19 protein-coding genes and 1 riboswitch are annotated in these 18,247 nt (G+C 64.9%); of the genes, 8 read left to right on the top strand and 11 right to left on the bottom strand.

Going from position 1 to position 18,247, the window contains the following annotated elements; genetic code table 11:
- Positions 1-70: 70 nt before the first annotated feature.
- Positions 71-952, top strand: a complete 882-nt coding sequence (locus ASD15_RS25700) for a hypothetical protein (RefSeq protein WP_057157883.1) — start codon at positions 71-73, stop codon at positions 950-952.
- Between the two features lie 80 nt (positions 953-1,032).
- On the opposite strand, the gene ASD15_RS25695 is transcribed toward ASD15_RS25700, so the two are convergent.
- Entirely contained in the window at positions 1,033-2,412 is a 1,380-nt protein-coding gene (locus ASD15_RS25695; RefSeq protein ID WP_057157882.1) for an MFS transporter, read from the bottom strand.
- A gap of 227 nt (positions 2,413-2,639) precedes the next feature.
- Between ASD15_RS25695 and ASD15_RS25690 the strand changes: the two genes are divergently transcribed.
- Genes ASD15_RS25690 through ASD15_RS25675 form a run of 4 tightly spaced genes read left to right on the top strand, consistent with a single transcriptional unit; the run spans position 2,640 to position 5,617 of the window.
- Entirely contained in the window at positions 2,640-3,125 is a 486-nt protein-coding gene (locus tag ASD15_RS25690) for a VOC family protein (protein ID WP_057157881.1), read from the top strand.
- Between the two features lie 11 nt (positions 3,126-3,136).
- A complete protein-coding gene (locus ASD15_RS25685; protein ID WP_057157880.1) occupies positions 3,137-3,571 on the top strand; it encodes a YciI family protein in 435 nt (144 codons plus the stop codon).
- A gap of 19 nt (positions 3,572-3,590) precedes the next feature.
- Positions 3,591-4,334: a YciI family protein gene (locus tag ASD15_RS25680; RefSeq protein WP_057157879.1), complete on the top strand. Its 744-nt coding sequence runs from the start codon at positions 3,591-3,593 to the stop codon at positions 4,332-4,334.
- Positions 4,331-5,617, top strand: a complete 1,287-nt coding sequence (locus ASD15_RS25675; protein ID WP_057157878.1) for an RNA polymerase sigma factor — start codon at positions 4,331-4,333, stop codon at positions 5,615-5,617. The genes ASD15_RS25680 and ASD15_RS25675 overlap by 4 nt, the downstream gene beginning before the upstream one ends.
- Here the strand turns inward: ASD15_RS25675 and ASD15_RS25670 are convergent.
- From ASD15_RS25670 to ASD15_RS32655, 4 genes are all read right to left on the bottom strand, one after another.
- Positions 5,611-6,162, bottom strand: coding sequence for a DUF488 family protein (locus tag ASD15_RS25670; RefSeq protein ID WP_057157877.1), 552 nt, complete (start codon positions 6,160-6,162; stop codon positions 5,611-5,613). The genes ASD15_RS25675 and ASD15_RS25670 overlap by 7 nt on opposite strands.
- An 80-nt stretch (positions 6,163-6,242) precedes the next feature.
- Complete coding sequence (locus tag ASD15_RS25665) at positions 6,243-7,298, bottom strand: BtrH N-terminal domain-containing protein (RefSeq protein ID WP_057157876.1); 1,056 nt, start codon at positions 7,296-7,298, stop codon at positions 6,243-6,245.
- Between the two features lie 144 nt (positions 7,299-7,442).
- Entirely contained in the window at positions 7,443-7,850 is a 408-nt protein-coding gene (locus ASD15_RS32660; protein ID WP_157201152.1) for a hypothetical protein, read from the bottom strand.
- A gap of 33 nt (positions 7,851-7,883) precedes the next feature.
- Complete coding sequence (locus ASD15_RS32655) at positions 7,884-8,093, bottom strand: hypothetical protein (RefSeq protein ID WP_157201151.1); 210 nt, start codon at positions 8,091-8,093, stop codon at positions 7,884-7,886.
- Positions 8,094-8,267: 174 nt separating this feature from the next.
- Here ASD15_RS32655 and ASD15_RS25655 point away from each other — a divergent pair, with 174 nt between their 5' ends.
- On the top strand, positions 8,268-9,293 hold the full coding sequence (locus ASD15_RS25655) for a diacylglycerol kinase family protein (RefSeq protein ID WP_082552148.1): 1,026 nt from the start codon (positions 8,268-8,270) through the stop codon (positions 9,291-9,293).
- A 50-nt stretch (positions 9,294-9,343) separates the two neighbouring features.
- On the opposite strand, the gene ASD15_RS25650 is transcribed toward ASD15_RS25655, so the two are convergent.
- On the bottom strand, positions 9,344-10,003 hold the full coding sequence (locus tag ASD15_RS25650; protein ID WP_057157874.1) for a hypothetical protein: 660 nt from the start codon (positions 10,001-10,003) through the stop codon (positions 9,344-9,346).
- Positions 10,004-10,070: 67 nt separating this feature from the next.
- On the bottom strand, positions 10,071-10,481 hold the full coding sequence (locus ASD15_RS25645; protein WP_057157873.1) for a GFA family protein: 411 nt from the start codon (positions 10,479-10,481) through the stop codon (positions 10,071-10,073).
- A gap of 129 nt (positions 10,482-10,610) precedes the next feature.
- Here ASD15_RS25645 and ASD15_RS25640 point away from each other — a divergent pair, with 129 nt between their 5' ends.
- Positions 10,611-11,771 carry an iron-containing alcohol dehydrogenase gene (locus tag ASD15_RS25640; RefSeq protein WP_057157872.1) on the top strand — a complete coding sequence of 387 codons (1,161 nt, stop codon included), beginning with the start codon at positions 10,611-10,613 and terminating at the stop codon, positions 11,769-11,771.
- Between the two features lie 14 nt (positions 11,772-11,785).
- A riboswitch (TPP riboswitch) is annotated at positions 11,786-11,885 on the top strand.
- Positions 11,886-11,933: 48 nt separating this feature from the next.
- Positions 11,934-14,060 carry a TonB-dependent siderophore receptor gene (locus ASD15_RS25635; RefSeq protein WP_057157871.1) on the top strand — a complete coding sequence of 709 codons (2,127 nt, stop codon included), beginning with the start codon at positions 11,934-11,936 and terminating at the stop codon, positions 14,058-14,060.
- Position 14,061: 1 nt separating this feature from the next.
- Here the strand turns inward: ASD15_RS25635 and ASD15_RS25630 are convergent, their stop codons facing one another.
- From ASD15_RS25630 to ASD15_RS25615, 4 genes are all read right to left on the bottom strand, one after another.
- Positions 14,062-14,808 (bottom strand): hypothetical protein, encoded by a 747-nt coding sequence (locus ASD15_RS25630; protein WP_057157870.1) that lies wholly within the window; start codon positions 14,806-14,808, stop codon positions 14,062-14,064.
- The gene (locus tag ASD15_RS25625; RefSeq protein ID WP_057157869.1) at positions 14,805-15,338 is read right to left on the bottom strand and encodes an AAA family ATPase; all 534 of its coding nucleotides are present in this window, start codon (positions 15,336-15,338) and stop codon (positions 14,805-14,807) included. Before ASD15_RS25625 ends, ASD15_RS25630 begins: the two co-directional genes overlap by 4 nt.
- Before the next feature lie 10 nt (positions 15,339-15,348).
- Positions 15,349-15,972 carry a nicotinamide riboside transporter PnuC gene (gene pnuC / locus ASD15_RS25620; RefSeq protein WP_057157868.1) on the bottom strand — a complete coding sequence of 208 codons (624 nt, stop codon included), beginning with the start codon at positions 15,970-15,972 and terminating at the stop codon, positions 15,349-15,351.
- Between the two features lie 92 nt (positions 15,973-16,064).
- Complete coding sequence (locus tag ASD15_RS25615) at positions 16,065-18,209, bottom strand: S46 family peptidase (protein ID WP_057157867.1); 2,145 nt, start codon at positions 18,207-18,209, stop codon at positions 16,065-16,067.
- Positions 18,210-18,247 lie beyond the last annotated feature (38 nt).

The following is an 18,247-nucleotide window of genomic DNA, read 5'->3' as shown; positions in this document are numbered from 1 at the left end:
CGATCTTATCATGACGAAAACGTTTATCTGCTAATCTTGCCCCCATGATGATGCAAAGGATTTCCAGCCCATGCAAGCTAACAAGCTGAAGCTGGCCGCCGCCGCCGTAGCAGCCATTTCGGCGCTGGCGGTGTGGGGCGTCATGCAGCACGGCGCCAGCCGGACCGCGCTGCACGCCAAGCCGCCGGCCTACGCCGCCCATGCTCCCGCTGCTGCGCCGGCGCAGGGCAGCTGGTTCAGTGCGGTCGGCGGCCCGCCGGCCGGCGAAGCCGGGCCAGCCGCCACCGTGCCGCTGGCCCGGCAGGTGGACCAGCTGGTAGCCGCAGGCAAGCCGGAAGACCTGTACCGCGCCTACAACCTCATCGACGATTGCATGACGTTCCAGCGGCTGGGCACCCTGCCCTTCCTGCATTTCCCGGAGCAGCGCGACATGACCGCCGCGGAGAAGGCCGGCGAGGCCCTGGTCTGCGCCAGCCTCACCGAGCTGCACCGGCGCGCCCGCATCGACTACCTGGCCGCAGCCGCGAAGGCGGGCGTGCCGGGCGCCGACACCGCATTCATGGTGGCCGGGCCCTTTGGCGACCGCGACGCGCTCGCCACCCGCCCGGACGATCCGCTGGTGGTGGAGTGGCGGCGGCAAGCGCTGGCCCAGCTGACCAGCCAGGCCCTGCAGGGCGACCTGGGCAGCTTGAACACGCTGTGGACCGGCCATCTGAGCGGCTGGATCGCCATCCCCAGGGATCCGGTGCTGGCCTACACCTACCACGCGGCGCTGCAGCGCATCGACCACGACCAGAATCCCGACGTGGCAGACGGGCCGTACAGCGGCAATATGTTCGCTTTCCTGAAGGACGGCCTGACGCCGGAACAGCTGGCCGCCGCCAATGCGAAGGCGGATCGCATTGCCCTGAATTTCCACCAGCGCATGGCAGCGCAAGAAGCGAAGCAATAAACCGCCACCAGAAGCAAAAAAGGCCCGGCGGCAAGCAAGTTCGCTTACCGCCGGGCCTCTTGCCCGGTCTGCCATCCAGCTTACAGGTCGGTGATTTCCTTGTGCCTTGGCACCAGGGTCTTCATCACGCCCCACGCCGCCAGGTAGGCCAGTGCGCAGAACGTAAACATGATCATGTAGCCGGTCTGGATCTGGCCCAGCGCGCCGTAGTAGTCGAACAGCCAGCCGCCGGCCTTGGACACGGCCACGCCGCCCAGGCCGCCGGCCATGCCGCCGATGCCCACCACCGAGGCCACCGACTTTTGCGGGAACATATCGGACACGGTGGTGAAGATATTGGCCGACCAGGCCTGGTGGGCCGAGGCGCCCACGCCGATCAGCAGCACCGGCACCCAGAAGCTGATGTAGCCCAGCGGCTGCGCCAGCAGCACCACCAGCGGGAACAGCGCGATCACCAGCATGGCTTTCATGCGGCCGTCGTAGGCGTGCATGCCCTTGTTCATGAAGTAGGCGGGGAACCAGCCGCCGCCGATACTGCCGACCATGGTCATGCTGTACAGCACGGCCAGCGGAATCACGATGGCTTCCTTGCCCATGCCGTACTGCACCGACAGGTATTTCGGCAGCCAGAACAGGAAGAACCACCACACGCCGTCGGTCATGAATTTACCGAAGGCGAAGGCCCAGGTCTGGCGATAGCTCAGCAGCTTGAACCACGAAGTCTTTTCGCCGGCCGGCGCCGCAGGCGCGGCGGCCACGGCGTCGCTGCGGATGTAGGCCAGTTCGCTGGCCGACAGGCGGCGCTGGCGGTCCGGGGTGTCGTACATCAGCTGCCACGCCAGCATCCACAGGAATCCCACCGCGCCGATGGCGATAAAGGCCATCTGCCAGCCCCAGTTGATGGCGATCCAAGGCACCGTCAGCGGCGCCAGGATGGCGCCCACGTTGGCGCCCGAGTTGAAAATGCCGGTGGCAAAGGAGCGTTCCTTGCGCGGGAAATATTCCGCCGTGGCCTTGATGGCGGCCGGGAAGTTGCCCGCCTCGCCCACCGCCAGCACCGCGCGCGACAGCATGAAGCCGGCGATCGAGACCGGAATGGCAGCCAGGCCGACCGCGCCCATCACCTTGGCAATGCCCTCGCCCATCGGCACCGAGTAGGCATGCATGATGGCGCCGATCGACCAGATGACGATGGCCAGCACGTAAGCCTGCTTGGTGCCGATGCGGTCCACCACGCGGCCCGCGAACAGCATGGAAATGGCGTAGACGAACTGGAACACAGCCGTAATGTTGGCATAGTCGCTATTGGACCAGCCGAATTCCTTGGACAAGTCCGGTGCCAGCAAACTGAGCACCTGGCGGTCCAGGTAGTTGACGGTGGTGGCGAAAAACAGCAGCGCGCAGATGGTCCACCGGTATTTGCCAATAACTTGCTGGCTGACAGGCTCACTCAGGTTCATAGGGAATCACTTATTCTGGTTGTACGTTCCGGCCCCTATCTCCACGGGGCCTCTAAGTTGTATGTCATCGTACAACCTTGGGATGCCGCAGGCAAGCAAAAAATAGTACAAAAATATATTTGTGTAGCGTGTCGATCTGGCGTTTCCTCGCCCGTCGTGTGAGTATGAGCGCCGCAGTTGCGTTCAGACCTGATCAACTCATCTATTAAATTGGCAAGGAGATAGTCATGACCCAAGTTGCCCCCATCCCAGAAGGTTTCCACACTGTAACGCCGCACCTCGTCTGCGAGGGCGCCGCCGACGCCATCGAGTTCTACAAGAAAGCCTTCAATGCGGTGGAAATGTGCCGCATGCCCGGCCCCGGCGGCAAAGTGATGCACGCCCAGGTCAAGATCGGCACTTCCATCGTGATGCTGGCGGACGACTTCCCCGAGTGGGGCAGCGTCGGCGCGAAAGCCCTGAAGGGCTCCCCCGTCGTGCTGCACTTGTACGTGGAAGACGTCGACAAGGCCTACGCGCAGGCCGTTGCCGCCGGCGGCACCGCCAAGATGCCGCCCGCCGACATGTTCTGGGGCGACCGTTACGGCATGCTGGTGGACCCGTTCGGCCACAGCTGGTCCATCGCCACCCACAAGCGCGATATGACGCCCGAAGAGATGGATGCCGAGATGCAAAAATCCATGTCCGAAAACTGCGCCGGCAATCAGGCTTGAAAGGAAGCATCATGCGATTCATGCTGATAGTGAAAGCGAGCCCGGAATCCGAAGCGGGCAAGATGCCAAGCGAAGAGCTGCTCACCGCGATGGGCAAGTTCAACGAAGAGCTGGTCAACGCCGGCGTGCTGCTGGCGGGCGAAGGCCTGCACCCGAGTTCGCGCGGCGTGCGCGTCCATTTCTCGGGCAAGAACCGCACCGTCATCGACGGCCCGTTCGCCGAAACCAAGGAGCTGATTGCCGGATTCTGGCTGGTTCAGGTAAAGTCGCTGGAAGAGGCGATTGAATGGGTGAAGCGCTGCCCGAATCCGATGGAAAGCGAGTCGGATATCGAAATCCGCCAGGTGTTCGAGATGGACGATTTCGGCGCCGAATTCACGCCCGAACTGCGCGAGCAGGAACAGCGCATCATGGCGAAGGCGGCGGAGCTTCAGAAACAGCACTGACTTTATCGAGGAGCAGGCAATGCAGTTCATGATCTTACGCAGGAGCGACAAGGTATCGGAAACGGCGGGCTTCCCGTCAGCGGAACTGGTGCGCGCCATGCCGTCGGCGAAGTGGCTGCAGCCCAGCTCCAGCGGCCTGCGCATGACGCGCAGCGGCGGCCAGTGGCGTGTCAGCGACGAGGGGCCTTTCGAACCGCGCGAGCTGGTGGCGGGCTACACCTTCATCGAGGCCGCCAGCCGCGAGGAAGCGGCGCAGTGGGCCAGCCAGTGGCCGGTGGCGGACGCCGAAGGCCAGGCCGAGCTGGAAGTGCGGCAGGCCGGCTGCCCCGGCGGCTGTGTCGGCTTCGACATGGATACGCTGCCCGAAGGCGCGCCGCCGGACCTCAAGCCCGCCGAACTCAGGCCGGGCATGAAACCCTACGCGGTGCTGCTGCGCTCGGACGCGGGCAGCGAGGCCGACCTGGAACCGCCCGCCTCCGTCATCGACACCATGAACCGCGCCAACCAGGCCGGCATCCGCGCCGGCATTGCGCTGGCCGGCGAAGGCCTGCGCGCCTCGGCCAAGGGGGCACGCGTAAAATTCACCGGTGGCAAGGCCGCCATCATCGACGGCCCCTACACCGAAGTGAAAGAACTGATCGCCGGCTACTGGGTGGTGCAGGCCGAATCCATCGAAGGCGTGATGCAGTGGGTCAAGAACTACCCCTACCCGCAGCCGCCGGAAGTGGACGTGGTGGTGGAACTGCGCGCCGTGGCCCTGTGAACCAGCAAGGCATCCACCGCGCCATCGAAGCTGTCTGGCGCATCGAATCGGCCAAGATCATCGCCGTGCTGGCGCGCATGCTGCGCGACGTCGGCCAGGCCGAAGAGATCGCGCAGGACGCGCTGGTGAGCGCGCTGGAACGCTGGCCCGACAGCGGCACGCCCGACAACCCGGCCGCCTGGCTGATGACCGTGGCCAAGAACCGCGCCCTCGACCACCTGCGCCACCGCAAGCTGGAACAGGACAAGGAAGCCGAACTCACCTACGAAATCGAAGGCCTGCTGCAGGACGCCGCGCCCGACCTGGAGCGGGCGCTGGACGACAATATCGGCGACGACCTGCTGCGGCTGGTGTTCGTCGCCTGCCACCCGGTGCTGTCCACCGAGGCGCGCGTGGCGCTGACCTTGCGCTTGCTGGGCGGCCTCACCACCGACGAGATCGCGCGCGCCTTCTTCGTGCCGGAAACCACCGTGGCGCAGCGCATCGTGCGCGCCAAGCGTACCTTGGCCGAAGCCAAGGTGCCGTTCGAAGTGCCGCGCGGCCACGAACTGGTGGAGCGGCTGGCGTCCGTGCTGCAAGTGGTCTACCTGATCTACAACGAAGGCTATTCCGCCAGCGCAGGCGCGGACTGGATGCGCCCGGCGCTGTGCGAAGAAGCGCTGCGGCTGGGCCGCGTGCTGGCCGAACTGGCGCCGCAGGAGCCCGAAGTCCACGGGCTGGTGGCGCTGATGGAAATCCAGTCGTCGCGCGCCCGCGCCCGTACCGACGCGCGCGGCGCGCCGGTGCTGCTGCTGGAGCAGGACCGCTCGCGCTGGGACCAGCTGCTGATACGGCGCGGCCTGGCCGCACTGGCGCGCGCCGAGCAGATCGGACGCGGCCTGGGGCCATACGCGCTGCAAGCGGCCATCGCCGCCTGCCACGCCCGCGCGCGCCGCGCCGAGGACACCGACTGGGGCCGCATCGCCGCGCTGTATGACGGCCTGGCGCAACTGGCGCCCTCCCCCGTGGTGGAACTGAACCGCGCCGTGGCACTGTCAATGGCGTTCGGCCCCGAAACCGGCCTGGAAGTGGCCGACGCGCTGCTGGACGAAGCGGCGCTGAAAAACTACCACCTGCTGCCCAGCGTGCGCGGCGACTTCCTGTTCAAGCTGGGGCGCAAGGCCGAGGCGCGCGCCGAATTCGAACGCGCCGCCGCGCTCACCCAGAACCAGCGCGAGCGCGACCTTCTGCTCACCCGCGCCGCCGCCTGCGCCGAACTGCCTGCGCCCGGGCACAGTCAGTAGTCGTCCGCTAAACGTTCCTCCTGTTCCGGCGGATAGGTGACGCGCAAGCCATCCACGCAGGCGAACGGCGTGAGCTTGTGCGGGCGCCGCTGGCGGGCATCGATGATGTCGTCGACAGGAACGCCGCGCACCAGCAAGGCGTCTGCCACTAGCGAGCGGTGGCAGCGCCACGGTACCGCTTCGGCGCACATCAGCGCGCACGGCTTGCTGCGGCCCAGCTCAACGACCGCATCGACGTTGTCCGCGAATTCCTCGGTCTGCATGTAATCGGCATAGCCGCGAAACGACAGATTGCGCCAGCCTGCGTTCGGCGAATCCTTGCGCGCGCGGCGCAGGCCGCCGAGGCCGGGCAGGTAGCGGTATTCAATGCCGGCGCCGGCCAGCGAGGCCGACAGCTGGTCCTGTCCGAACTGCGGATTGTGGCGCGCCCTGGGCACGGTGCGGATATCGAGCAGGCAGGCAACGCCGTTCTGGCGCAGCAGTCCGATGAAGTCCTCGATGGAACGGTTCGAATGGCCGATGGTGCAGATGCGTTCCGGTGTCATGCGCCTCCCCTCGATAACCTGCGCCCATTCTGGCATGAACGCGCGCGAGGCAGCGCACCAAGGTGATCTTGCGCCTTGGTTCAGCGCTGCATGCTCCCGCTGAACCCGGCGTTCCCGGCAGCATCCAGGGCGAGCGCAGCGAGCGTCATGAAAGCCGAGCGCTCGCGCCCGGAGATCTCAGCCATCAACCTGGATGCCTCAGACAGCGCATCTCGGCTGCTGCACGTGCCGGCCTGCTCGATCAAGCCCGCCACTGCCGTCCACTGCGCGGCGATGGCGTCGAACCCGGTGGCCACGCTGCCCAGCGCCGCCAGGCCGGTCAGCTCCTGGCCCTGCTTGAGGAAGCGGCCATACATCTTCCGGAACAGGCCGCCGCCGGTGCCGGCGCGTTCCATCAGCATGGCAATAATCGGCAGCGACCCGGCCGGATTATCGATCTCGTCGAGCCATCGCGTAACGCTTTCACTACTCTTGAGCACGCCCTTGTAGCCCAGGTTCCTGATCGGCGGATTAAGGTAGGCATGGGCGTTGGCGGCGAGGGCCTTGAAGAACGCAGCGCGCAGCTTGTCTGCCAGTTGCGCGCGCAGCGCTTCCAATCGGGGGCCGCTCTTCACCGTGACAGAGCGGCTCTTCGAACTCATCGGCCCCTTGGCCGAGCGAGCTTCGCTCAGGCTATCGAGACTGGTACGGCCGCCACCGCCAGCACCCTTGGTATCGATCAGCCAGGCACCCTCGCCATCCATCCTGTACAGGGTGGCGTAATGGGCATGGAAGTGCACGCGCTTTTCCGGGAAATACTCGAGGTGGTAGTGATCGAGCTTGAGTCCGACCAGCTTGCCTGCCTCAAGGGCTTGCAGCGCATTATCACGCGCACGGGAGGCCGAGGACGTTTCGCGGACGTCGAATTCCACGCCCAGCACAGTGGACAGATTTTCCGCCAGCGCGTCCGGCTTCACGCGCCCGCCGATGAAGGGAAACGGCATGTTGCGCGCTTCCCAGTGGATGTAGTTCAGCCCCATCCCGAGCCCGAATACCATTTCTTCGGACAAGTCGATGCCCTGCTGGCCCAGCAGGTTGGCCAGCATGGTCGATTCGCAATGTTCGCCCGAATAGGGCTTGTGCCGCACTTCAGGCATGGATGTTCCCCACTGTTTTGCCGCCCGGAACAGGGCTCGACTCGCCCAGCGATGCGTCACGCCGCAAAACGCCAACCATAGTCACGCCGCCAACCGCGCTTTCGCCCGTAGTGACCCGCCACGACGAGTATCGCGGAATAGGACCTACTCGTCATGTCTACTCGCGATTTGCATCAGAACCGCCTGTATCGTTGTCAGATGGCCATTAAGCGATCGTCTAAAGTGAGCGCTTGCCTCGGGCGAAAACTGCCGATGCTCAGGCTCGTGCAGTGCATCCTTGTCAATGCAGCTTGACGCGTACGCAATGAAGCCTTCAGCCGAATCGACGCCCATGCAATACGCCGCATCAATTGCCTTCGGCAGTAGCCGCCCCAACAGATGCGGGCGTTGAGCCGCAATTTCGCACGCCACGGAAAGATAGCCGCAAAAGGCCGCTTCCGCATTGTAACTTACGGGATAGGCTTCAAATTCACCAAGCAGGTCGCTGTCGGTCACGCCCGAGCCGGCTATGCTGTGCGCGACAAGGTCGCTGCGATGGATGTTAGCAAGCATAGTGAAGGTCTAGAACAGTCAGCGGCCATCGCCTTAAATTTCAACATTGATGCCTATCCGCGACAGTCCAAAAATGAGCTGCCCTACCGTCTCGTATCCAGATCCGGGGATACGGCGCAGTTTCACCGACTGAATCTGTTGCGCTTGCAAAAGTTCGATCAATTCCGCTGGCGTGCGCGCTATTCCAAGAGCGCTACGCATCTCAGCGTCGCCAACTTCCACCTCGATTAAACCTGAAGCCATCTTCGTCCCCAATTGGCAGAAAGCACTCAGGGTAGCATGGGGCGCGATAGTTGCATTCTTCAAACTGCCCTTTTGCAATAATTCCTGGGCTCCAATGAGCAGGTGTCAAGCCCATGCCGACGATACAATGTCCTTCCGCACCGAGCCGGTGATGATGGACCAACCGACATTGCCATGCCAACCACCGCCCTCCAGCCCAACGCCCCCTTTTTCATCGCTCTCAACGCCGGCTCGGGCCACGCCGAGACCGAGGAGCGGCGCTCGACCATCGAATCGGTGCTGGGCGAAGCCGGCCGGCAATATCAACTGACGACTATCGATCGGCCGGACGCCATCGACCAGGTCGCCGGCCAGCTTGCCCAGCAGGCTGCGGGCGCCGGCGGCGTGCTGGTGGCGGCGGGCGGCGACGGCACCATCAACGCGGTAGCCCGCCAAGCCATCGAGCACGGCTGCGCGTTCGGCGTACTGCCGCAGGGCACGTTCAATTATTTTGGCCGCGCACATGGCATCCCCGAAGACCTGGGCCAAGCGGTGCATGCCTTGCTTGCTGCGCGCCTGCATCCGGTGCAAGTCGGAATGGTGAACGACCGCGTGTTCCTGGTCAACGCCAGCATCGGGCTGTATCCGAAGCTGCTCGAGGAGCGCGAAATCGACAAGAAGCAATTCGGCCGCAGCCGGCTGGTGGCGGTGCTGTCGGCCATCAAGACCATTCTGATCCCGCATCGCCGCCTGCGCCTGGTGCTGCAAATCGACGGGAAGCTGCAGCGCTTGCGCACGGCGACATTTTTTGTCGGGAACAATCGCCTGCAGATGGAACAAGTCGGCATTCCGCCGCTGAGCGATGCGGTGGAGGACGGCAAGCTGGCGGCCGTGGCGCCACGGACCAAGGGCAAACTGGGCATGCTGTGGCTGATGCTGCACGGTGCACTGGGCAGATTGGGGAGCCCGGATCAGGCCGACCAGCTGACCACCTTCAGCTTCACGCAAATGCAAGTAAAGGTGCGCACACTGGCGCGGCGCCGCAAGGTGAAGGTGGCCATGGACGGCGAAGTGACCCATATGGCCAACCCGCTGGCATTTCGCGTGATGGAGGACCGCTTGCTGCTGCTGAAGCCCGATCCCGAGCTGGCGCTGGGCGGCGAGGGATCGGATCACCAGGCGCCTGCGTATGCGCAGCGTGGGCTGCTCAGTATCCGCTAGCGCCGCGGCGCCTCGGCTGCCTGAGTGTCGTCGAACGTGAATGGCGGCGTTCAGTCTTCCAAGCAGGCTTTGCACGCGGCGTCCGAGAACCGCGCCTGGCAGATGCGCTTGCCGGGGTATTTGAGTTCGAGGCCTTTGTAGTTGGCGCAGGTCTCGGGCTTGAGCGCGGTGATGGCGGGCTGCTGGTAGGCCAGGCCGGATTTGTCGGTAACGCTGAGACGGGAACCGTTGCCGTCCGAGCGCAGTTCGATGCCGCCGTCCTTGGTGATGAGGGTCAGCGCGCTGTTCTGGGAGGCGTCGGGGCCGGCCACCATCAGCGCGGCCATGCGGTGCTTGGAATCCAGCGTGATCATGGCGTTGCTGCCTTCGTCCTGCGTCACGTAGCCGCCGCGCTCGATGCCCTCTTCGTCGTAGATGATCATGCCGGCCGCCTTGCTGCCGCGCTTGGCCACGTGGCCGCCCGCCATGACGGCATCCGGCAAATCGCCGCCCAGGCGGGCGCGGATGATGCCCTTGCCGTCCACAATGACCACCTCTTTGGCCCGCACGCTGTCGAACACCGCGTTCTTGAGGCTGGCGCCAGCGATGGCGCTGCCCCCAGCCAGCAGCAGCAAACCGGCGATCCATGCGCCGTTCTGGCGGCTGAGCCGCTTGCGCAGACGCGCGTTCTCTTGCTCGACCGCGAGCAGCCGTTGTTCGATGCTGGTCAAGTCCTGTCTCCTGGCTTGGTAGAATTGCATTGCCAATTCTGCCACATTTCCACAGAGAAAGGCAAGCTCAGGGAATCCTGCTGCGCGGATAGCGCGGCAGGCCGTCGCCAAGATGCAGCCATCCGAGCTGGTCCTCCACCTGCGTGTGGTCTTGCGGAGGCAGCGCTTCAGGATCATCCAGGCTGCAGGTGGTGATGTCGATGTAGCCGGGCCCGCTGGCCGACTCGTAGCTCAGATGGGCACCGCAGCGGCCGCAGAAGCAGCGCGTGACGCCCGGGCTCGATTCGAAGCGCTGCGGCGTGCCCTGCGTGTAATGCAGGCCCGACAGCGGCACCGTGAACCACGCCACGCACGGCGCGCCCGCGATGCTGCGGCAGCTTTCGCAGTGGCACAGCGTGGTGCCGGCGACGGGGCCGCGCACTTCGTAGCGCACCGCGCCGCAGTAGCAGCCTCCGGCCCAGGCAGTTTGCTGGTCCATATTCCCCTCCCGATGGCGTTTTCTCCATTCTAGCGGCGCCTCAGGCGGGGCGGCGCAGGCTCCAACGCGTTTTGCGGCGCTGAGCGATAATGGCGGGCTCAAGCCAGCCACATTATCCAGGAGCCTGCTTTGCTTAATTTCGATTTCTACAACCCCACCCAAATCCTGTTCGGCCAAGGCCAGATCGCGGCCATCACGCCGCTGGTGCCGGCCGGCGCGCGCGTGCTGATGCTGTACGGCGGCGGCAGCATCAAGCGCAACGGCGTCTATGAGGAAGTGAAGGCTGCCCTGAGCGGCCACACGGTGATCGAGTTCGCCGGCATCGAGCCGAACCCGCACTACGAAACGCTGATGAAGGCGGTGGAAATCGTGAAGGCGGAGAAGATCGACTTCCTGCTTGCGGTGGGCGGCGGCTCCGTGATCGACGGCACCAAGTTCGTCGCTGCCGCAGCGCTGTTCGGCGACGAAGACCCATGGCTGATCCTGAAAAAAGGCGGCGCCAACATCACCGCCGCCCTGCCCCTGGGCGCCGTGCTGACCCTGCCCGCTACCGGCTCCGAGATGAACCCGGCCAGCGTTGTCACGCGCGCGGCCACGCAGGAAAAGCGCGCCTTCCACAGCCGCCATGTGTTCCCGAAATTCTCCGTGCTGGACCCGAGCAAGACCTTCACGCTGCCGCTGCGCCAGGTGGGCAACGGCGTGGTGGACGCTTACGTGCACGTGATGGAGCAGTACCTGACTTACCCGGCCAACGCGCCGGTGCAGGACCGCTGGGCCGAAGGCCTGCTGCTGACCCTGGTCGAGGAAGGCCCGAAAACGCTGAGCGAGCCGGAAAACCTGGACGTGCGCGCCAACGTGATGTGGAGCGCCACGCTGGCGCTGAACGGCGTGATCGGCGTGGGCGTGCCGCAGGACTGGGCCACCCACCTCATCGGCCACGAGCTGACCGCGCTGTACCAGCTGGACCATGCGCAGACACTGGCCATCGTCCTGCCGGGCATCCTCACCGTGCGCAAGGAAGCCAAGCGCGCCAAGCTGCTGCAGTATGCGGCGCGGGTGTGGGGCATTACCGAGGGTGACGACGACAGCCGCATCGCCGCCGCCATCGAGCGCACGCGCGGCTTCTTCGAGCAGATGGGCGTGCAGACGCGCCTGTCCGGCTATGGTTTGGACGCGTCGGCCATCGAAGCGGTGGTGGCCGCGCTGGAGGCGCACAAGATGGTGAAATTGGGCGAACACCGTGACGTGGATGCCGCAGCCGCCCGCGCAGCGCTGGAGCTCAGCTTGTAAAGCATGTTACACTTGTAATTCGCTAGGGGTCCTGGGAATGCGTTTTCCGGGTGAGAGATACCCTTCGTACCTGATCTGGATAATGCCAGCGAAGGAAAGCGCAAAGTTGTTTCCCCTCCTTTGTTCCCTTCCGTTGGCTCCCTTTGTTTACGAGAGCCCGATATGTCCGCACGTAATTTCGCAGTTAGCACGATCGCCCTGGCGGTCTCCCAAGCCTTTTCCGTTTCCGCCTTCGCCGATGAAGCGCCCGCAGCAGCGGCGGCAGCCGAAGGCACCATGACCGAAGTGGTCGTCATCACCGGCAAGACCGGGGCCAGCCGCGCCTCCGTGGCCGGCTTCACCGACATGCCGCTGCTGCAAACGCCGGCCTCGGTCACGGTGCTGAACCGCGAGAAGATGCAGGAGCTGAACATCCGCTCCACCACCGACGCCGCCAAGTTCGACGCCAGCATCGGCGACGCCTACAACGCCGTCGGTTACGCCGAACAGTTCTCCATCCGTGGCTTCAAGCTCGACAACGGCAGCAGCTACCGCAAGGACGGCCTGGTGATCCCGGGCGACACCCAGATTCCGCTGGAAAACAAAGAAGCCATCGAAGTGCTGAAAGGCCTGGCGGGCTTGCAAGCCGGCCTGGCCACGCCGGGCGGCATCGTCAACTACGTCACCAAGCGTCCGACCGACAAGCCGCTGCGCTCCGTCATCGTGGAAGCGAGCGAGCGCGGCACGCTGCTGGGCGCCGTGGACGTGGGTGGCCGCTTCGAGGACCGCCGCTTCGGCTACCGCGTGAACGTGGCCAGCGAGCGCCTGCGCTCCTACGTCAAGGGCGCCGACGGCCGCCGCAACTTCATCTCCGGCGCGTTCGACTGGCAGATTTCGCCGCAAGCGCTGCTGCAGCTGGACGCGGACTTCCAGAAAAAGGCGCAGGTGTCCGTGCCAGGCTTCCAGCTGATTGGCAACCAGACGCTGCCCAATATCCCGGCCGACACCATGCTGAACGACCAGCCGTGGAGCTATCCGGTCGAGACCGAGAGCAGCAACATCGGCGCGCGCTTCACCTACCAGTTCAGCCAGGACTGGAACGCCACCGTCACCGCCAACAGCCACTCTTTCAAGCGCGACGACTACACTGCCTTCCCTTACGGCTGCGGTGCGGAGAACCTGTACCCGGGCTTCTGCGCCAATGGCGACTACGACGTCTATGACTACATCAGCCTGGGCGAGCGCAAAAAGCCGCAGGCCATGCAAGCCATGGTGCAGGGCAAATTCGCCACCGGCGCCTTCAGCCACGCCGTCACGGCCGGCTACTCGTTCTACAAAAACAGCGAGAAATGGGGCCAGGACCTGTACGAATGGGCCGGCACCAGCAATATCTACCATCCGGTGATCGTCAAGCCGACCGGCTTGAGCAGCGGCCCCGTGTCCGAGCGCCGCAGCGACCGCGAACGCGCCGTGTTCTTCCAGGACGTGGTGGGCCTGACGGAGCAGCTGAAGCTGCACGCCGGCGCGCGCCATACGCAAGTGGAGCGCGACCAGCTGGCGGCCAAGGCCCGCACCGACGAGAGCTTCTGGCTGCCCAACGTCTCGCTGGTGTACGCGCCGCGCGCCAACGTATCGGCCTACGCCAGCTGGGCCGAAGGCCTGGAGCGGGGCGGCATCGCGCCCAAGCGCACCAGCAACGTGGGCGAAGCACTGGCGCCTTCGCTGTCGAAGCAGATCGAACTGGGCGTGAAGGCGGACCTGTACAAGGACCTGAGCCTGGCCATGGCCGTGTTCCAGATCCGCAAAGGCCTCGAATACACCGACACCGCGGGCACCTACGTGCGCAACGGCCGCGCGCAGCATCGCGGCCTGGAACTGTCGGCGCAGGGCCACGTCACGCCCGACCTGATGCTGGCCTTCAGCGCCATGGCGCTGGACACCGAGCAAAGCGGCACCGGCCTGGCCAGCATGGACGGCAAGCGCGTGACCAATGTGCCGAAGTTCAAATCGACGCTGTACGCGGAATACGCGGTGCCGCAAGTGGCAGGCCTGAAGGTCAATGCCAACTGGCAGCACGCGGGCAAGAAAGCCTTCGACCCGGAGAACTCCTTCTTCGTGCCGGGCTATAGCACCTTGAACCTTGGCGCATCCTACGCCACGAAGATCGGCACCGCCGCCGCCACCTTCCGCGCGCAGGTCTACAACGCCACCGACAAATTCTACTGGCGCGACGTGACGCCGGACCTGGGCGGCTACCTGTTCCCGGGCGCCGAGCGCACCGTCAAGCTGTCCGCGCAGCTGGACTTCTAAACTAGAAGATGTACTGCACCCGCAAGGTGAAGCTTTTCGCCGTGCGGGCTGAGTTGCGCCCCACCAGCAGGGCCGCGTCGTATTTGATCTCCTGTCCGGCACCCATGCCCAGGGTGCCGAACAGCGCCGGCCCGAGCCGGTGCGAACGCTGCTTCTCCGGCAGCCAGCCGTTCCACTTCCCCACTTCGCCAAAACCCTGCACACCGGGCTGCAGCCAGCTTTTCCAGCGCTGCTTCACCTGCCACTGGTATACCAGCTGGGTCTGCTCCGCCTGGCCGGTGCGGTAGTCCCGCTGCAGGAAGACGTTGAAGTTGAACTGCGTGCGCCAGACCTCGGTTTGTAGCGCAGGACCGATCTCCACGCTGTAGCTGTGCGGGCTGCTGTCGCCCCTGCCGACCACGGTGTGCAGCGCCAGGTCGAAAGGATACTGGCCCTGCGTCAGCATGTAGTCGTTCTGCCAGTCCACCGAAGCCAGCCTGTCGGTGCGCCCGTGACGGCGTATCCAGACGGCCGTCAGCTCGGTGTACCAGCGCGAAGTAAGGCCGTAGCCGAAGCCCAGTTCGGGGGAGGACGTGCTGGAATGACGCTTGTAGTCGGCGTTCCAGTATTTGAAGTCGAGCGACTTCTGGCCTTCCACGTCGTAGATTGAAACAAGATAGTAACCAGTGGCCGCGCAGGCCGGCAGCGGCAGCGCTGTGCCCAGCGTGGCGGCGAACAGGAATGCGGGGACTGTGCGGGTTCTTCTCATCCTGCTAATGTAGCAGGCCTTCCTAGCACTTGCTCGACTTTCATCAAGCGTTGTTCGGGCGCGCCGCTTACCAGCGTGTATGCAATGCCGCGCGCGGCCAGTTCTTCCAGCAGCAGCGCGCTGACAGGCCCGCTGGCGTCCTCCGGCTCGCGCATCAGGCCATCGGGCACCCAGGGCAGGTCCGGCGCGCACAGCAGGGTGACGTCGTAGCGGTGCGAGGCGGCCAGCGCGGCCAGTTCGGCGTCGATGCCGCCGAAGTAGTGGCGGCTGTAGACCGCCGTCATCAGCGGCGTGGTGTCGCAGAACAGGAAGTGGCGTGCCTGCGGCAAGGCGGCCTCCTCGCGCGCCACCTGGGTGCCGGCGATGTGGATCTGGTCGGACGACACCGGCAGGCGCGCCTCGGTCTCGACGAACTCGCGCAGGTACTCCGGCACCCATACGGTGCGGTAGTGCTGCGCCAGGCGCGCCGCCAGCGTGGTTTTGCCGGACGACGCGGAACCGACGATGGCCACGCGCAGCACCGGCGTCATGCAGCCTCCGTCATTTCAGCACCATCGCTTCGGCCGCCGCACCACCCTCGCCCATGGACTTCTTCCATGCCAGCAGGCCGATGGCGGCCATCACCACGAACATGCCATACAGGAGCGCGGTCAGCATCAGCCCTTTGTGGATATAGAGTCCCACGTAGATCACGTCGACCATGATCCAGACATGCCAGTTCTCCAGCTTTTTGCGCGACAGCAGCACCTGGCCCACCAGGCTGCCGGCAGTGAGGAAGGCGTCGGTCTTCGGCACGTCGGTATCGGTGAAACTGTGCAGGAACCAGGCCAGGACGGCGAAGCCCACGGCCCAGCCGGCGGCGGCCATCCATAGCCCGCGCTGCGTGGTGCGGGTGACGGGCAGGCGCTCGTGCGTGGCGTCGCCGTGCAGCCACTGGTACCAGCCCCAGAACGACACGCTGATGAACACCAGCTGCAGCGCCATGTCGCCGTACAGGCGGGCGCCGTAAAACACCACGCCGTACGTGGCCGAGGACAGGATGGCGAACAGCCAGGCCCAGTGGTTCTGGCGGATGTTGAGCAGCACCGTCATGACCGAAAGCACGAAGGAAACCAGCTCAATTGGCGTGGTGCTTAGTCCGAACAGGGCAAATGATTCATTCATGGCGGGCGATCGAAGGTGAACCGTCGATTATGAAGCAAAAAGGGGCCGGGCTCAATATCGAGCCCGACCCCTTCCCATGGAAGCTAGCCGATTTATTTTTTAGGATACTTGATGGTCATTTCCTGCAGCAGGTTGTCGGCGTGGTCCACTTCCTTCATCACCCACAGCATGTAGCGGATGTCGAGGTGGATGGCGCGGGTGATGGCGGTGTCGAAGTACCAGTCCTTGGTGATCGATTCATAGGTCGAATCGAAGTTCAGGCCGATCAGTTCGCCGCGCTTGTTCATCACCGCCGATCCGGAGTTGCCGCCGGTGGTGTCGGCGCTGCTCAGGAAGTTCACCGGCACGGTGCCCAGCACCGGATCCTTGAACTGGCCGTAGCGCCTGGCTTTCACCGCGTCGATCAGGTTGCCCGGCGCGATGAACGGGTCTTTGCCGGTGTGCTTCTCGACGATGCCTTCGACCGTGGTGAATGGGCCCTTGGTCAGGCCATCCTTCGGCGAGTACGGCGACACGGTGCCGTAGGTGACGCGCAGCGTGGAGTTGGCGTCGGGGTACACCGGCTTGCCCTGCGACTTCTTCCAAGCGATGACGGCGGCCATGTATTGCGGCACCACGCGTTCCAGGTTGCCGTCCACTTCCATGCGGCGCTCCTCCAGCGACAGGCCGACGGCGTGCAGCTTGACGGCCAGCTTGAGGAAAGCGTCGTCCGACGCGGCGATGGCGGCGGCGTCCTTGTCCATCAGCGCCAGCCGTTCGGCAGTGGCGCCCAGCTTGCTCTGCGCGTACAGCGCAGGCACCTCGGCCACGGATGGCAACTGCGCGTCCAGCCCCTGCGGGTGGGACTTGGCAGCCAGCCTGGCGTAGCGCGCCAGGCCGTCGGCGTAGCGGGCCTGGTCCACCTTCTGCGTAAACGACTGCTCCAGGCGGGTCAGGCGGGCCCTGATCGGGCTGACGTCGCGCTGCTGGTAGCCAGCCTTGCGTTCGGCGTCCGGCTTCTGCTTCTCCAGCGCCAGGCGGTACAGGGTGCGCGCGCTTTTCAGCAGGTCGCTATTGGTGGCCACGCCCCAGGCGAATTCTTCGTCGGCCAGGGCCATGTCGGCGGCAATCGCCGCGTCCAGTTCAGACAGCATGGAAGCCGACACGCCGGGCTGCCTGGCGTACCATGTGCGGAACTCGGCGTCCTGCGCGTCCTTGACGGCAGCCAGGTCCTTGCGCGCGAAGCCGTCCATCAGGCCCAGCGTCTTTTTCATGCGGTTGTTGATGCTCTTGACCACGCTGGCGTAGCGCACTTCGCCGGCCGCGTCGCCCTTGGTGGCGGCGGCGATGGTGTCCAGGTCGGACTGGTATTCGGCCGCCTGCAGCGGATAGGCCGAATCGCGCGCGTTGCGGATTTCAACCGGCAGCTTGTAGCGGCTGGTGCGGCCGGGGTAGCCGGCCAGCAGGATAGGATCGCCGTTTTTCAGGCCCTCGGCGGACACCACCAGGAAGTCCTTCGATTTGTACGGCACATTGTCCGGCGACGGGTCGGCCGGGCGGCCGTCCTTGCCCACGTAGGCGCGCAGGAAGGAGTAGTCGCCGGTGTGGCGCGGCCATTCGTAGTTGTCGATATCGCCACCGTAATTGCCGATCTTGTCGGACGGCGCGTACACCAGGCGCACGTCGCGGATCTGCATCTGGCGGATGCGGTAGTACTCGGCGCCGCGGTGGAAGCTCGGCACCGAGCAGCGGTACATCTTGTCGGTCTCGCATTCGGCGATCAGGGCCTTGATGCGCTTCTGCGCTTCCTCGTGGCGGGCTTTTCCGCCCAGCTTGTCCAGGCCTTGCAGCACGCGGGCGCTGACGTTTTCCACCTTGTCGGTCACGTAGACCTGCAGGTTCGGGCCGCCAGGCAGCTCGGCGCTGCGGGTCTTGGCCAGGAAACCGTTGGCGATGTAGTTATGCTCCGGCGTGGAGTTGCGCTGAATGGCGCCGTAGGCGCAATGGTGGTTGGTGACCACCAGGCCGTCCGGCGAGACGAAGGAGGCGGAGCAGCCATCGGTCGAGACGATGGCGCTCATCGGGTGCTTGGACAGGTCGGCCAGCTTTTCGGCCGGAATGGCGATGCCGATGCGTTTCAGCTCGGCCTTGAGCTGCGGCAGCTGGTGCGGCTGCCACTGGCCTTCGTCGGCGTGGGCAGGGCTGAAGGCGGCCAGCAAGGCGGCCGGCAGTGCTGAAAAAGCTAGCGATTTGAACAAGATGGTCCCCTAATGTGAAAAGCTGCGGCAGTATAGAC

Origin of the sequence: Massilia sp. Root351 (genome assembly GCF_001425045.1) — a bacterium.
In the GTDB taxonomy this organism is placed as follows: Bacteria; Pseudomonadota; Gammaproteobacteria; order Burkholderiales; family Burkholderiaceae_D; genus Rugamonas.
Note: the sequence above shows the minus strand (reverse complement) of the source record. Positions and strands in the feature narration are given on the sequence as shown.

What these genes read in the sequence shown, in the direction of transcription:
- ASD15_RS25700 (WP_057157883.1), top strand. Translation starts at nt 71, where the DNA reads ATGCAAGCTAACAAGCTGAAGCTGGCCGCCGCCGCCGTAGCAGCCATT.
- ASD15_RS25695 (WP_057157882.1), bottom strand. Translation starts at nt 2,412, where the DNA reads ATGAACCTGAGTGAGCCTGTCAGCCAGCAAGTTATTGGCAAATACCGG.
- ASD15_RS25690 (WP_057157881.1), top strand. Translation starts at nt 2,640, where the DNA reads ATGACCCAAGTTGCCCCCATCCCAGAAGGTTTCCACACTGTAACGCCG.
- ASD15_RS25685 (WP_057157880.1), top strand. Translation starts at nt 3,137, where the DNA reads ATGCGATTCATGCTGATAGTGAAAGCGAGCCCGGAATCCGAAGCGGGC.
- ASD15_RS25680 (WP_057157879.1), top strand. Translation starts at nt 3,591, where the DNA reads ATGCAGTTCATGATCTTACGCAGGAGCGACAAGGTATCGGAAACGGCG.
- ASD15_RS25670 (WP_057157877.1), bottom strand. Translation starts at nt 6,162, where the DNA reads ATGACACCGGAACGCATCTGCACCATCGGCCATTCGAACCGTTCCATC.
- ASD15_RS25665 (WP_057157876.1), bottom strand. Translation starts at nt 7,298, where the DNA reads ATGCCTGAAGTGCGGCACAAGCCCTATTCGGGCGAACATTGCGAATCG.
- ASD15_RS32660 (WP_157201152.1), bottom strand. Translation starts at nt 7,850, where the DNA reads ATGCTTGCTAACATCCATCGCAGCGACCTTGTCGCGCACAGCATAGCC.
- ASD15_RS32655 (WP_157201151.1), bottom strand. Translation starts at nt 8,093, where the DNA reads ATGGCTTCAGGTTTAATCGAGGTGGAAGTTGGCGACGCTGAGATGCGT.
- ASD15_RS25655 (WP_082552148.1), top strand. Translation starts at nt 8,268, where the DNA reads ATGCCAACCACCGCCCTCCAGCCCAACGCCCCCTTTTTCATCGCTCTC.
- ASD15_RS25645 (WP_057157873.1), bottom strand. Translation starts at nt 10,481, where the DNA reads ATGGACCAGCAAACTGCCTGGGCCGGAGGCTGCTACTGCGGCGCGGTG.
- ASD15_RS25635 (WP_057157871.1), top strand. Translation starts at nt 11,934, where the DNA reads ATGTCCGCACGTAATTTCGCAGTTAGCACGATCGCCCTGGCGGTCTCC.
- ASD15_RS25630 (WP_057157870.1), bottom strand. Translation starts at nt 14,808, where the DNA reads ATGAGAAGAACCCGCACAGTCCCCGCATTCCTGTTCGCCGCCACGCTG.
- ASD15_RS25625 (WP_057157869.1), bottom strand. Translation starts at nt 15,338, where the DNA reads ATGACGCCGGTGCTGCGCGTGGCCATCGTCGGTTCCGCGTCGTCCGGC.
- pnuC (WP_057157868.1), bottom strand. Translation starts at nt 15,972, where the DNA reads ATGAATGAATCATTTGCCCTGTTCGGACTAAGCACCACGCCAATTGAG.